12 protein-coding genes are annotated in these 13,762 nt (G+C 72.4%); 5 read left to right on the top strand and 7 right to left on the bottom strand.

Annotated elements, in window-relative coordinates; all coding sequences use genetic code 11:
• Positions 1-159 precede the first annotated feature (159 nt).
• The gene (locus QMF80_RS21180; RefSeq protein ID WP_283455628.1) at positions 160-1,545 is read left to right on the top strand and encodes a cysteine desulfurase/sulfurtransferase TusA family protein; all 1,386 of its coding nucleotides are present in this window, start codon (positions 160-162) and stop codon (positions 1,543-1,545) included.
• A 280-nt stretch (positions 1,546-1,825) separates the two neighbouring features.
• Here QMF80_RS21180 and QMF80_RS21175 read toward each other — a convergent pair whose 3' ends face one another.
• Positions 1,826-2,800 (bottom strand): carbohydrate kinase family protein, encoded by a 975-nt coding sequence (locus QMF80_RS21175; protein ID WP_283455626.1) that lies wholly within the window; start codon positions 2,798-2,800, stop codon positions 1,826-1,828.
• Between the two features lie 132 nt (positions 2,801-2,932).
• On the opposite strand from QMF80_RS21175, the gene QMF80_RS21170 reads away from it, so the two are divergent.
• Positions 2,933-3,169, top strand: a complete 237-nt coding sequence (locus tag QMF80_RS21170) for a hypothetical protein (RefSeq protein ID WP_283455624.1) — start codon at positions 2,933-2,935, stop codon at positions 3,167-3,169.
• 121 nt (positions 3,170-3,290) lie between these two features.
• Positions 3,291-4,802, top strand: a complete 1,512-nt coding sequence (locus tag QMF80_RS21165) for a hypothetical protein (protein ID WP_283455621.1) — start codon at positions 3,291-3,293, stop codon at positions 4,800-4,802.
• A gap of 99 nt (positions 4,803-4,901) precedes the next feature.
• Here QMF80_RS21165 and erpA read toward each other — a convergent pair whose 3' ends face one another.
• Positions 4,902-5,258, bottom strand: coding sequence for an iron-sulfur cluster insertion protein ErpA (erpA, locus tag QMF80_RS21160; protein WP_214949940.1), 357 nt, complete (start codon positions 5,256-5,258; stop codon positions 4,902-4,904).
• Positions 5,259-5,579: 321 nt separating this feature from the next.
• Between erpA and nadA the strand changes: the two genes are divergently transcribed.
• Entirely contained in the window at positions 5,580-6,767 is a 1,188-nt protein-coding gene (gene nadA, locus QMF80_RS21155; RefSeq protein ID WP_283455617.1) for a quinolinate synthase NadA, read from the top strand.
• A gap of 112 nt (positions 6,768-6,879) precedes the next feature.
• On the opposite strand, the gene QMF80_RS21150 is transcribed toward nadA, so the two are convergent.
• The 3 genes from QMF80_RS21150 to QMF80_RS21140 form a co-directional block, all read right to left on the bottom strand.
• The gene (locus QMF80_RS21150; RefSeq protein WP_283455615.1) at positions 6,880-10,011 is read right to left on the bottom strand and encodes an efflux RND transporter permease subunit; all 3,132 of its coding nucleotides are present in this window, start codon (positions 10,009-10,011) and stop codon (positions 6,880-6,882) included.
• A gap of 151 nt (positions 10,012-10,162) precedes the next feature.
• Entirely contained in the window at positions 10,163-10,888 is a 726-nt protein-coding gene (locus tag QMF80_RS21145; protein ID WP_283455613.1) for a response regulator, read from the bottom strand.
• 43 nt (positions 10,889-10,931) lie between these two features.
• On the bottom strand, positions 10,932-11,753 hold the full coding sequence (locus tag QMF80_RS21140) for an adenosylcobinamide-GDP ribazoletransferase (RefSeq protein WP_283455611.1): 822 nt from the start codon (positions 11,751-11,753) through the stop codon (positions 10,932-10,934).
• A 70-nt stretch (positions 11,754-11,823) separates the two neighbouring features.
• On the opposite strand from QMF80_RS21140, the gene QMF80_RS21135 reads away from it, so the two are divergent.
• The gene (locus QMF80_RS21135; RefSeq protein ID WP_283455608.1) at positions 11,824-12,630 is read left to right on the top strand and encodes a hypothetical protein; all 807 of its coding nucleotides are present in this window, start codon (positions 11,824-11,826) and stop codon (positions 12,628-12,630) included.
• 18 nt (positions 12,631-12,648) lie between these two features.
• Here QMF80_RS21135 and pspAA read toward each other — a convergent pair whose 3' ends face one another.
• Positions 12,649-12,927, bottom strand: a complete 279-nt coding sequence (gene pspAA / locus QMF80_RS21130) for a PspA-associated protein PspAA (RefSeq protein ID WP_283455606.1) — start codon at positions 12,925-12,927, stop codon at positions 12,649-12,651.
• 13 nt (positions 12,928-12,940) lie between these two features.
• Positions 12,941-13,741 (bottom strand): PspA/IM30 family protein, encoded by an 801-nt coding sequence (locus tag QMF80_RS21125; RefSeq protein ID WP_283455604.1) that lies wholly within the window; start codon positions 13,739-13,741, stop codon positions 12,941-12,943.
• Positions 13,742-13,762: the final 21 nt, after the last annotated feature.

The raw sequence follows: 13,762 nt of genomic DNA, 5'->3' as shown, positions 1-13,762 counted from the left end.
GGGAGGGTGCCCAACGCGCCGCTACTGCCCCCGAAGGGGTGGATCCGCCGTACGGGGGAGGGTCCATCTGCCCCTGAATGGCGGACTCCGGAGGGTATCTGACGGGCCCTGACCTCGGGCGACACCGGGGCGCGCGGGGGCTGCGGCTAGCGTGGGCGGATGCCGTACTTCGATGTCGCCTCCGCCGCCCCGCTGCACCCGGTCGCCCGGCAGGCGCTGCAGGCCGCGCTGGACGAGGGCTGGGCCGATCCGGCCCGGCTCTACCGGGAGGGCAGGCGGGCCAGGCTGCTGCTGGACGCCGCGCGGGAGGCCGCCGCGGAGGCCGTGGGGTGCCGTCCGGACGAACTCGTCTTCACTCCTTCGGGGACGCACGCCGTTCACGCGGGCGTCGAGGGCGCCCTGGCGGGCCGTCGGCGCGTCGGAACCCACCTGGTGGTGTCCGCGGTCGAACACAGTTCTGTCCTCCATTCGGCGGCGGCAGTCGGGGCACGCGGAGGAGAGTTCACCGAAGTCCCGGTCGACCGCGTCGGCGCGGTGGACCCCGACGTGTTCGAACGGGCGCTGCGCGCGGACACCGCGCTGGCCGCCCTGCAGTCCGCCAACCACGAGGTGGGCACGGTCCAGCCGGTGCCGGAGGTGGCCGCCCGCTGCCGGGCCGCCGGGGTCCCGCTGCTGGTGGACGCGGCCCAGTCCCTGCCCTGGGGTCCGGCGCCCGAGGGGTGGTCGCTGCTGACCGCGAGCGCGCACAAGTGGGGCGGTCCGGCGGGAGTGGGGCTGCTCGCGGTCCGCAAGGGCGTCCGCTTCGCTCCCCAAGGCCCCGGCGGGGAACGGGAGTCGGGGCGCTCCCCCGGGTTCGAGAACATCCCGGCCATCGTGGCGGCCGCGGCCTCGCTGCGGGCCGTACGGGCGGAGGCGGCGGCCGAGTCGGAGCGGCTGCGGGTCCTGGTGGACCGGATCCGGCGGCGGGTGGCGCGGCTGGTCCCGGACGTGGAGGTGGTCGGCGATCCGGTGCGGCGGCTGCCGCACCTGGTGACCTTCTCCTGCCTGTACGTCGACGGGGAGGTCCTGCTGCACGAGCTGGACCGGGCCGGGTTCTCGGTGTCGTCCGGGTCCTCGTGCACGAGCTCGACGCTGACCGCGAGCCATGTGCTGAAGGCGATGGGGGTGCTGTCGGAGGGCAACGTCCGGGTCTCGCTGCCGGTGGGCACGACGGCCGAGGAGGTGAACCGGTTCCTGGAGGTGCTGCCGGGCGCGGTGGGCGGCGTAAGGGAACGCCTCGGCGTGGCGCCGGACCCGGTGTCGGTGACCGGGGCCGAGTCCCTGGTGGTGGACGCGCTGGGGCTGCGGTGCCCGCAGCCGGTGATCGAGCTCGCCAACGCGATCGGGGGCGTGGCGGTGGGCGGGACGGTGACGGTCCTGTCGGACGACGAGGTGGCCCGGCTGGACATCCCGGCGTGGTGCGGGATGCGGGGGCAGGAGTACGTGGGCGAAGCCCCGGCCCCTGGCGGGGCGGGAGTCGCGTACACGGTCCGCCGCCGGGCGTAGCGGGTCCGGCCGCCGCCGGGGGCGGGTGCCCGGAGGGCGATTCCAGCCCGCCCGGCGATTGAGGGCGTCTGTCAGCCGCGCCGACGAGCGAGGGGCCGGCGCGTGGGCCTGCGGCTGCCTCCGGCGGCGCCTCAAACGCCGGCGAGGCTGGGACGGGTGGCTGCACTCCCGGTCCGCAAGGCCGGGGGTGGCGGAGCCGGGCGCCGCCGGGGGGGTTGGGGTGCGCCTGGAAGGCACAGCCAGCCCGCCCGGCGGTCGAGGGCGCGGTTCGGGGCCGCCGTCAGGACAGGTAGGACTGGACTTCCGACGCCGCCTCGGGGCCGTACGCCTTGGCGAAGCGCTCCATGAAGTGGGCCCGGGCCAGGGTGTACTCCTGCGTGCCCAGGGTCTCGATGACCAGCGTCGCCAGCATGCAGCCGACCTGCGCCGCCCGCTCCAGGCCCACGCCCCAGCCCAGCCCCGTGAGGAACCCGGCGCGGAAGGCGTCGCCGACGCCCGTCGGGTCGACCTTCGCGGTCTCCTCGGGGCAGCCGACCACGATCGGCTCGTGGCCGACCCGGTCGATGCGGACGCCGTTCGAGCCGAGCGTGGTCACGCGGGTGCCGACCTTGGCCAGGATCTCCGCGTCGGTCCAGCCGGACTTCGACTCGATGAGGCCCTTCTCGTACTCGTTGGAGAAGAGGTACGTCGCCCCCTCCATCAGGGTGCGGATGTTCTCGCCGTCCATCCGGGCGATCTGCTGCGAGAAGTCGGCGGCGAAGGGGATCCCCCGCGTCCGGCACTCCTCGGTGTGGCGCAGCATCGCCTCGGGGTCGTCCGCGCCGATCAGGACGAGGTCGAGCCCGCCCACCCGGTCGGCGACGGCCTTCAGCTCGATCAGCCGGGCCTCGCTCATCGCGCCGGTGTAGAAGGAGCCGATCTGGTTGTGGTCCGCGTCCGTGGTGCACACGAAGCGCGCGGTGTGCAGCACCTCGGAGATCCGTACGGACTCGGTGTCCACTCCGTGCCGGTCGAGCCAGGCACGGTATTCGTCGAAGTCGTAGCCCGCGGCTCCGACGAGGACCGGGCGGCTGCCGAGCTGCCCCATACCGAAGCAGATGTTCGGGCCGACCCCGCCCCGCCGTACGTCGAGGTTGTCGACGAGGAAGGAGAGGGAGACCGTGTGCAGCTGGTCCGCGACCAGCTGGTCGGCGAAGCGGCCGGGGAAGGTCATGAGGTGGTCGGTGGCGATGGAGCCGGTGACTGCGATGCGCACGGCGTGGATGCTCCTGCGGAGGGCGGCAAGGGGACAGTCAAAGCTACCCGGTGGACGGCGTGAGGCCGACCGGCAGAAACTACCCCGTAGTAGGTCTTTCTTCGCGCCGCGCGTGCTGCCTACGGTGCCGTCATGACCTACACCGATGGCTTCGGGTACCCGCAGTACACCGCCGCCGAGCCGGGCGCGGAAGTGTCGCGTCAGCCAGGATTCGCCCGACTGCTCGGCGACTGTGCCCGGATGGCACCCCATTGGCCGGTCCCGGCGGGCCCGGCGCGGGCCCGGGTGGCACCCTCTCAGATCCTCGGGGTCAGCGTGCCGCCCGCCTCGGCCCTGCTGATCGCCTCGACCGCCGCCTACGGGGACTGAGTCCCCGGAGCGTCTCGCGGCCCTCCTCCGGAAGCCGGGGAACCGGTTTCGCTCCTGTTCCGTCCCACTCGCATCACGCACGTACGGCGAGTCAGACAGAGGCAGGAAAAGGAGCGATGCGGTGAGCACCGAAGAATCCGGCCCGACCGGCGGGACCGAACAGCAGACCGAACCGGCGCGCGGCGCGCGGCGCAGGCGCCCCGCGTGGGCCGTCGCCTCGGTGGCGGCCGCCGTGGTGCTCGCCGGGGGCGGTACGGCGTACTGGGCGACCACGGCCTACGGCGGCACCGGCAAGGACTCCGCTGCGGCTTCCGCGGCCTCGCGGAGTTCGGCCACCGCGCCCTCCCCCGGCCCGAGCGCGCCCGGCATCGCGCCGGGCGAACCGGATCCTTCGGGTTCCGGGGTGACCTACCGGTCGCAGGGCCCGCTCCCCCAGGGCCCGGGCACCGCGCCCTCCTTCGCGGCGGGCGGTGACGTGACCGAGGCCGAGGTGGCCCGGCTCGCGTCGGCCCTCGGCATCAGCGGCGCCCCGCGGCTGTCGGGCGAGCTGTGGCAGGCGGGGGTAGTCGCGGATCCCTCCGGGCCGCGCCTCCAGGTGAACCTCAAGGCGCCCGGGACCTGGAGCTTCACCCGCTACCAGGCGGGCGGTACGGACAACTGCACGCGCGGCAAGGACACCTGCGGGCCCGCCACTCTCCCCGGTGGCGGCGCGCAGGCACCGGGGGCCGCGTCCGTTCCCGGATCGGACGCGGTCCCGCCCCCGGCGGCGGACACGGCGAAGCCGCTGAGCGAGGAGGCGGCGAAGAAGGCCGCGGCCCCGCTGCTCGCGGCGGCGGGCCAGAACGGGGCGAAGCTGGACGCCCGGCAGGTCCAGGGCTCCGTACGGGTGGTCACCGCGGACCCGGTGGTCGGCGGTCTGCCCACGCAGGGCTGGCAGAGCACGGTCAGCGTGGGCCCGGACGGGCAGGTGGTGGCGGGTACCGGTGAGCTGAAGGCCCCGGTACGGTCCGCCGAGCAGCCGGTGGTCGGCGCGCAGGAGGCGCTGGACCGGCTGAACGCCGCGTCGGGCCCGGCTCCCGGGACCGGGACCGGGCCGAGCGCGTGCGCCACGTCGGTGCCGCTGGAACCGGAGACCCCGGTCGGGCCGGGCGACACCCCGCCGTGCAATCCGGATCCGCGCCCGATGAAGCCGCCGCGGACGGAGACCGTCGGCTCGGCGGTGCTGGGGCTGGCCGCGGGGACCGTGGACGGGGCGCGGGGTCTGGTTCCGGCCTGGCTGTTCGAGGTCACGGGTACGTCGGGCGGCGGAGCCGCTCGTACGGTGGTCCAGCCCGCCGCGCGGGACGCGGGTCCGGCGCCGCAGGGCGGTCGTACGGTGCCCGGGTTCTCGTACTCCGCGACCGACCGGAAGCTGACGGTGCACTTCTGGGGCGGGGCGTGCAGTACGTACGCCGCGCAGGCCCGGGAGAGCGCCGAGGCGGTCACGGTGAAGATCACCGACACCCCGAACGAGGCGGGCCGGGTCTGCATCCTGATCGCCAAGGAGATGTCGGTCACGGTCACCCTGGAGCAGCCGCTCGGCAACCGCTCGGTGGTGGACGCGACCACGGGCAAGCCCCTGGCCCGGCAGTAGGCCCGCGGCAGGGCGCGACAGCGCGGCATGACAGAGGGGCCCGGCCGTCTCATGACGGCCGGGCCCCTCCGCGCGCGTGGCGCCCTACTGGCTCAGGGGTTAGCTGAACGAGTCGCCGCAGGCGCAGGACCCCGTGGCGTTCGGGTTGTCGATCGTGAAGCCCTGCTTCTCGATGGTGTCGACGAAGTCGATCGAGGCACCGTGCAGGTATGGGGAGCTCATCCGGTCCGTGACGACCTTGACGCCGTCGAAGTCCTTGACGACGTCGCCGTCGAGGGACCGCTCGTCGAAGAAGAGCTGGTAGCGCAGGCCGGAGCAGCCACCGGGCTGGACGGCGACGCGCAGTGCCAGGTCCTCGCGGCCTTCCTGCTCCAGCAGGGTCCTGACCTTCTCCGCGGCGGCGTCGGACAGGAGGATGCCGTCGCTCACAGTGGTCTTTTCGTCCTGAACGGACATCTGCATTCACTCCCGAAGTGGGCGGCTTCCCGCCGGAGGCAGGGAAACGTCGGACTCTTGCCGTCGGTGGCAACGAGCGCGGCCGCCGATTCATTCCGGGTCCGCCGCTTGTGCCAGATATTCATGCTCGCACACCTGGCCGCCGCACCCACCGCGTGTGGGCCGTCCGGCGGCGCCCGGCCCGGCCCTGGCCGGGCGAATGCGTCACATCGACACTATCGGCATCGTCAAAGTGACATGAAGCGGTTATGATAGATAGCGTCAAATAGACGAGAAGTCGACGCGATGTCTTCAGAAGTCCCCTGTCGCAGAACAGAAAGGGTGCGTGTCGTGACCACCGCCCAGCCTTTGGACGTCCAGCCGACGCCCCTCGCCCTGCTGCTGCTCGGCCGTGAGGCCGACCCCAAGAGCGAGCGCGGGGTCGAGTGCCCCGGCGACCTGCCCTCGCCGTCCGACCCGAACCTGGTGGCCCGCGCCCGCGCGGCCAAGGAGAAGCTCGGGGACAAGGTCTTCATCCTCGGCCACCACTACCAGCGTGACGAGGTCATCGAGTTCGCCGACGTCACCGGCGACTCCTTCAAGCTGGCCAAGGACGCGGCCGCCAGGCCGGAGGCCGAGTACATCGTCTTCTGCGGCGTGCACTTCATGGCCGAGTCCGCGGACATCCTCACCACCGACGACCAGAAGGTCGTCCTGCCGGACCTGGCCGCGGGCTGCTCGATGGCCGACATGGCCACCGCCGAGCAGGTCGCCGAATGCTGGGACGTGCTGACCGAGGCCGGGATCGCCGACACCACGGTGCCCGTCTCGTACATGAACTCCTCGGCCGACATCAAGGCCTTCACCGGTAAGCACGGCGGCACGATCTGTACGTCGTCCAACGCCAAGAAGGCCCTGGAGTGGGCCTTCGAACAGGGTGAGAAGGTCCTCTTCCTCCCCGACCAGCACCTCGGCCGCAACACCGCCGTCCGCGACATGGGCCTGTCCCTGGACGACTGCGTGCTCTACAACCCGCACAAGCCGAACGGCGGCCTGACCGTCCAGCAGCTGCGCGACGCCAAGATGATCCTGTGGCGCGGGCACTGCTCGGTGCACGGCCGGTTCTCGGTCGACTCGGTGAACGACGTGCGCGCCCGGATCCCCGGCGTGAACGTGCTCGTGCACCCGGAGTGCAAGCACGAGGTCGTGGCGGCGGCGGACTACGTCGGGTCGACGGAGTACATCATCAAGGCGCTGGAGGCGGCCCCGGCCGGTTCCAAGTGGGCCATCGGCACCGAGCTGAACCTGGTCCGCCGACTGGCGAACCGTTTCGCCTCGGAGGACAAGGAGGTCGTCTTCCTCGACAAGACGGTCTGCTTCTGCTCGACGATGAACCGCATCGACCTCCCCCACCTGGTGTGGACCCTGGAGTCCCTGGCCGAGGGCAACCTCGTCAACCAGATCACGGTGGACAAGGAGACCGAGAGCTTCGCGAAGCTCGCCCTGGAGCGCATGCTCGCGCTGCCGTAGCCGCCGCGCACGGCGGGACCTGAACGCGCCGAAGGGGCGCCCCTCCGCTGAGGGGCGCCCCTTCGGCCGTGTCGCCGGGCCCGGCCGGGACCCGCGAGCGGGCCCGGGCCGGTCAGACCTGGGCCGGGGTCTGCTTCTCCTCCGGCGCCGGGACCGCCGTCAGGCGGGCCGAGCGCTTGGCGGAACGCTTGGCCGCCCGGCGCTCCTTGGAGAGTTCGATCATCGTGTAGATGGCCGGGACCAGGAGCAGGGTCAGCAGCGTGGAGCTGATGAGACCGCCGATGACCACCACCGCGAGCGGCTGCGAGATGAAGCCGCCGCCGCCCGTGACGCCCAGCGCCATCGGGAGCAGCGCGAAGATCGTCGCCAGGGCCGTCATCAGGATCGGGCGGAGCCGGTGGCGGCCGCCCTCGACGACGGCTTCGACGACGCCCAGTCCCTGGGCGCGGTACTGGTTGACCAGGTCGATCAGCACGATCGCGTTGGTGACCACGATGCCGATGAGCATCAGCATGCCGATCATCGCCGGGACGCCCAGGGGGGTGCCGGTGATGAGGAGCAGGCCGAGCGCGCCGGTCGCCGCGAAGGGTACGGAGACCAGCAGGATCAGCGGCTGGACGAGCGAGCGGAAGGTCGCGACCAGCAGCATGAACACGATCGCGATGGCCGCGAGCATGGCCAGGCCCAGCGAGCCGAAGGCGTCGCTCTGGTCCGAGGAGACGCCGCCGATGGTGGCGGTGGCGCCCGCGGGCAGGTCCAGGGCCTTGAGCTTGGCGCTGAGTTCGGTGCTGACCGCGCCGGTGTTGTCACCGGTCGGCTTGGCCGTGATGGTGGCGGCGCGGGCGCCGTCGATCCGGGTCATCGCGACCGGGCCCGGGACCACCTTGACGTCGGCGATGTCGCCGAGCTTGACCGGGCCGACGGGCAGCGCCTGGAGTTCGGCCAGGGTCTGGGCGGGCCGGGCCGAGGCGATGACGATGTTCCGCTCGGTGGTGTCGAGGACCGCCTTGCCCGCGGGCGTGCCGTGCACGGCCTGGGCGACGATCCCGCCGAGGGCGGCCTGGTTCAGGCCGAGGTCGGCGGCCTTGGCGGTGGCGGTCACCGAGATCCGCGGCACCGACTGGGACAGGTCGCTCTGGACGTCGGTGACGCCCTTGATCTTGGCGACCTCGGTACGGACCTGCTCGGCGGCCTTGGCGAGGACGGCGCCGTCGCCCGCCTTGACGACCACGCTGAGGTCCTGGCTGCCGAAGGCGGCGCCCGCCGAGACGGTGGTGCGGCCGATGCCGTCGAGCTTGGCGATGCCGTCCTCGATGCGCTGCTGGACGGCCTCCCCGTCCTTGGCGTCCTTCAGGGTGACCTGGTAGGAGGCCTGGTTGGTGCCCGTACCGCCGCCGAAGGCCGCCATGAAGCCGGAGGAACCGACGGTGACCTGGTAGTCCTTGACCCCGTCGACGGAGGCCAGGACCTTCTCCACCTTGCGGCTCGCCTCGTCGGAGGCGGCCAGCGAGGTGCCCGGCGCCAGGTTCTGCTTGACGGTCAGGACGTCCTGCTCGCCCTTGTCGAAGAAGTTTGTCTTCAGCAGCGGGGCCATCGCGAAGGTGGCGACGAGGAGGACGCACGCCACGGCCACGGTGGCCAGGCGGCGGCGGGCGACGAAGCCGAGCACCCGGACGTAGAAGGTCTGGAGGCGGCTGCGCGACTCCTTCTCCTCGGCGGCGCGGCGGACCGCGACCGGATCGACGGGGGCGCCGTCCACGCCCTTGGGGGCGCTCAGGAACCAGTACGACAGCACCGGTACGACCGTCAGCGAGACCAGCAGCGAGGCCAGCAGGGCCGCGGTGACGGTGAGCGAGAAGGAGCTGAACAGCTCGCCGATCATGCCGCCGACCAGGCCGATCGGCAGGAAGACGGCGACGGTGGTGAGGGTGGAGGAGGTGACCGCGCCGGCCACTTCCTTGACCGCGGTGATGATGGCGGCCTCGCGCTCCTCGCCGTAGGAGAGGTGGCGCTTGATGTTCTCCAGGACCACGATCGAGTCGTCGACGACCCGGCCGATGGCGATGGTGAGCGCGCCCAGCGTCAGCATGTTCAGCGACAGGTCGCGCGTCCACAGCACGATCAGGGCGAGCACGATGGACAGCGGAATGGAGACCGCGGTGACCAGCGTCGAGCGGATCGAGGCGAGGAAGACCAGGATCACGATCACCGCGAAGACCAGGCCGAGCAGGCCCTCGGTGGTGAGGCTGGAGATGGCGGTGGCGACGGCCGGGCCCTGGTCGCTGACCATGGTGAGGGCCGCGCCGGAGCCGAGCGAGGCGGTGAGCGAGGGCAGCTTCTCCTTGACGGCGTCGGAGATGGCGACGGAGCTGCCGTCCTTGTCCATCGTGACGACGACGGCCAGGCTCGGCTTGCCGTTGGTACGGGTGATGGAGACGGCCTTGGCGGGCTCCTGCCTGACGCCCGCCACGTCGCCGAGGCGGACCGGCTGCTTGCCGGGTCCGGCGCTCAGGCGCAGGTCCTCCAGCTGGGCGAGGGAGGTGTAGCCGCCGCCGACGCGGACGGTGCGGTTCTTGCCGTCCTCGTCGAAGGAACCGGCGGGCATGGTGGCCCCGCCCGCTTCCAGGCCCTTGGCGAGCGCGGCCGTGTCGAGGCCCGCGGCGGCCAGCTTGCTCTGGTCGGGGGTGACGGTGACCTGGAGGTCCTGGACGCCGTTCACGCTGACCTGGCCGACGCCCGTGATGTCCGCCAGGACGGGGACGACGGTGCGCTCCAGCTGGTCGGCGAGGGCCTGCTGGTCCTTGGTGGAGGTGGCGGCGAGGACGACGGTGGGCATGTCGTCGGTGGAGCCGGCCACGACCTGCGGGTCCACGTCGGCGGGCAGCCGGACGCGGGCCCGGTTGACGGCCTGCTGGACGTCGGCGACGAGCTGCTTGGTGCCGCTGTCCCCGAAGTCGAACCTGGCCAGGATGAGGGCGTTGCCCTCACTGGCGGTGGAGGTGATGCCGGTGATGCCGTCGACGCCCTTGAGAGTGGCCTCGATGGGTTCGATGACCTGCTTCTCGACCACGTCGGGCGAGGCGCCCTGGTACGGCGCGAGGATGGACACCATCGGCAGCTCGATGGACGGCAGCAGTTGCTGCTTGAGCTGCGGGATGGCTATGGCGCCGAACAGGAGCGCGACGATCGACACGAGGCCGATCAGCGCCCGTTGGGCAAGGCTGAAGCGGGACAGCCAGGACATGGATGAGATCTCTCTGCCGAGTTGAGCGAGGGTCCTCCTACCCTGGCCCATCCCGGAGCGCTCTTACGTCGCCCGTAGGTCCCGTCCTCGGCTCCCGTGTACCGCGTCCGCAGTACGCCGCACCACTTCGGCCCGCTCTCCGGGCGCCGGGCTACTCGGAGCGGGCCCGGACAAGTCCGGATTCGTACGCGATGACCACCAATTGGGCCCGGTCGCGGGCGCCGAGCTTGGCCATCGCCCGGTTCACATGGGTCTTGACGGTGAGCGGGCTGACCTCCAGGCGGCCGCCGATCTCGTCGTTGGAGAGTCCCCCGGCGACCAGGACGAGCACCTCGCGCTCGCGTACGGTCAGCGCGGCGAGCCGCTCGGCGTGCGCCCCCGAACCCCCGGCGGCCGGGCCCGCCCCGCCGCCCTGGGCCAGGAAGGTGGCTATCAGCCCTTTGGTGGCGGCCGGGGAGAGCAGCGCCTCCCCCGCGACGGCGATCCGGATGGCGTTCAGCAGCTCGTCGGGTTCGGCGCCCTTGCCGAGGAACCCGGAGGCGCCCGCCCGCAGGGCCGCGGCGACGTACTCGTCGACCTCGAAGGTCGTCAGCATCACCACGCGCACGCCCGCGAGTTCGGGATCGGCGCTGATCATGCGGGTGGCGGCGAGCCCGTCCGTACCGGGCATCCGGATGTCCATGAGGACCACGTCGGCCCGCCGCTCCCGGGCCAGCGCGTAGGCCTGCGCCCCATCGGCGGCCTCCCCGACGACTTCCATGTCGGGCTCGGAGTCCACCAGGACCTTGAAGGCGCTGCGCAGCAGGGCCTGGTCGTCGGCGAGGAGCACCCGGATGGGCGCGGCGGGGGGCGTCGGGTCGCTCGGCGTGTGTTCCACGGACAGAGAGCGTACGTCGCCCGCGCGGGGCGGGCCCGCCGGGTCAGCCCAGGGCGAGGACCACGAGGGACGTGGTCGCGGCGGTTTCCGCCAGGGCGCCGAAGACGTCGCCGGTGACCCCGTCGAAGCGGCGGACGCAGCGGCGCAGCAGCAGTTCGGCGGCGGCCAGCGCCACGAGGACGGCCAGGGCGTGCTGGGCGGCGGCGGGGAGGCCCAGCGGAAGGGCGGCGCAGCCGGCGGCCGCGGCGGTGAGCGCGGCCACGGCGGTCGCCGTCCCGGTGGGGACCGCACCCGCGACGGCCGCGCCGAGGCCCTCGTAGCGGGCCGGGGGGACTCCGGCCCGGCAGGCCAGGGTCAGCGCGGTCCGGGCGGCGACGGCGGAGAGGACGGCGGCGAGGGCGCCCCGGGTCCAGCTGTCGGCGTAGATCTCCGCGAGGGCGGCGGTCTGCAGCAGCAGGACCAGCACCAGGGAGATCACGCCGAACGGCCCGATGTCCGACTGCTTCATGATGCGCAGCGCGGTCTCGGCGGGCTTGGCGCTGCCCAGCCCGTCGGCGGTGTCGGCGAGCCCGTCGAGGTGCAGCCCCCGGGTGAGGGCGGCGGGCACGGCGACGGCGGCGACGGCCGCGAGCAGCGGTCCGGCCCCCAGCAGCAGGAGTACGCCGCCCAGCGCGGCCGCGCACAGGCCGACGACCAGCCCGGCGAGGGGGGCGCAGGCCATCCCGGTACGGGCGGCGGGGCGGTCCCAGCGGGTGATGCGGGCGGGGAGGACGGTGAGCGTACCGAAGGCGAAACGCAGGCCGTCGCGGAGCGGGGCGCGCACGTCGGGCGGGGGCGGGGGCGTGCCGGGGAGCGGATCGTTCATCGCGGGGAACGGTACTCGCTCGCCACTGACGGTAAATTGCTCATTACCTGTCAAACCGGGAGCTGGTGTCATGGGTCACTGGTGGTACCGCAACATCGTCGAACCGGGGAAGCTCCCGCTGCTGCTCGCGCTGCTGTCGTTCGTGACGTCGTTCCTGGTCACCCGCACGATCACGCGGATGATCCGGGCGGGCCGCGGCCCCTTCAAGAACATCACCCCGGGCGGCATGCACGTCCACCACGTGGTGCCGGGGGTGGTCCTGACGATCATCGGCGGTTTCGGCGCGGTGGGCAGCGGCGGGCACAGCGTGGGGGCGCTGATCTCGGCGGTGCTGTTCGGGCTGGGAGCGGGCCTGGTGCTGGACGAGTTCGCGCTGGTCCTGCACCTGGACGACGTGTACTGGAGCGAGCAGGGCCGCAAGAGCGTGGAGATCGTGGTGCTGACGGCGGCGCTGGTGGCGCTGGTGCTCGGCGGGTTCCTGCCGTTCGGGGTCAACGACCTGACCTCCGGGGAGCGGCACAACCGCGGGCTGGTCGTGCTGAACACGGCCACCAACTTCTTCCTGGCCCTGGTCACCCTGTGGAAGGGCAAACCGCGGGTGGCGCTGCTGGGCACGGTGGTCCCGTTCGTGGCACTGATCGGTTCGGTCCGCCTCGCCCGGCCCGGGTCGCCCTACGCGCGCCGGTTCTACGCGAAACGCCCGCGGGCCCGGGCGAGGGCCGGGCTGCGGGCGTTCCATCACGACCGGCGCTGGGCGGCGCCGCGCCGTAAGGTCGAGAACTTCATCGGCGGAACTCCCGACCCCGAGATGGGGGCCGCGAAGGTCACCCGGGCCGTGCGGGAGCGGATCAAGAAGACCAAGAACACCAAGCTCTAGCGGCGGGGCCCCGGGCCGTCAGCCCGGGATCAGGCCGTCGTCGCTGAGCATGTCCCTGACCTGGTCGAGCTCCGCGTCCGGTCCGGGCAGGATCAGCCCGGAGGGCTCCAGCGCGTCGTCCGGCAGCGGGCTGCCCAGACGGCGCACGGCGTCCAGGAGCGCCCCCAGTGTGCGCCGGAAGCCCTCCTCGTCGCCCGCTTCCATCTCCGCGAGGAGTTCGTCGTCGAGCGTGTTCAGCTCGGCGACGTGCTTGTCGTCGAGCCGGACCTGGCCTTCCCCCATGATGCGGACAATCATGACGGGCCCCGTTCTACTGCTTGTCGAAGCGGTGGGTCTGCGGCTGGCCCTGCGGCTGCTGGCCGGTGCCCGCGCCGCCCTCGATGGCCTGCTGCTGCGCCGACGGGCCGCCCGCGAGCTCCTGCTTCATCCGGGCCAGCTCCAGCTCCACGTCGGTGCCGCCGGAGAGACGGTCCAGTTCGAGCTGGATGTCGTCCCGGGAGCCGAGGCCGCTCCGGTCCTCCAGGGCGCCGGAGGCGAGCAGCTCGTCGATCGCGCCCGCGCGCGCCTGGAGCTGGGCGGTCTTGTCCTCTGCCCGCTGGATGGCGAGGCCGACGTCGCTCATCTCCTCCGAGATGCCGGAGAAGGACTCCGCGATCCGGGTCTGCGCCTGGGCCGCGGTGTAGGTGGCCTTGATGGTCTCCTTCTTGGTGCGGAAGGCGTCCACCTTGGCCTGGAGGCGCTGCGCCGCGAGTGTCAGCTTCTCCTCCTCGCCCTGGAGGGTCTGGTGCTGCACTTCGAGGTCGCTGACCTGCTGCTGGAGCGATGCCCGGCGGGACAGGGCCTCGCGGGCCAGGTCCTCACGGCCGAGTGCGAGCGCCTTGCGTCCCTGGTCCTCCAGCTTGGCGGACTGCCCCTGGAGCTGATTGAGCTGGAGCTCCAGGCGCTTGCGCGATGTCGCGACGTCGGCGACACCGCGGCGCACCTTCTGCAGCAGTTCGAGCTGCTTCTGGTACGAGTAGTCGAGGGTCTCGCGCGGGTCCTCGGCCTTGTCAAGGGCCTTGTTCGCCTTCGCGCGGAAGATCATCCCCATACGCTTCATGACACCGCTCATGGGCTTCGCGCGCCCCCTTCT

Origin of the sequence: Streptomyces sp. G-G2 (assembly GCF_030063135.1) — a bacterium.
GTDB lineage: Bacteria > Actinomycetota > Actinomycetes > Streptomycetales > Streptomycetaceae > Streptomyces.
The sequence above is the reverse complement of the archived record's forward strand: the minus strand, read 5'-3'. Positions and strand labels throughout refer to the sequence as shown.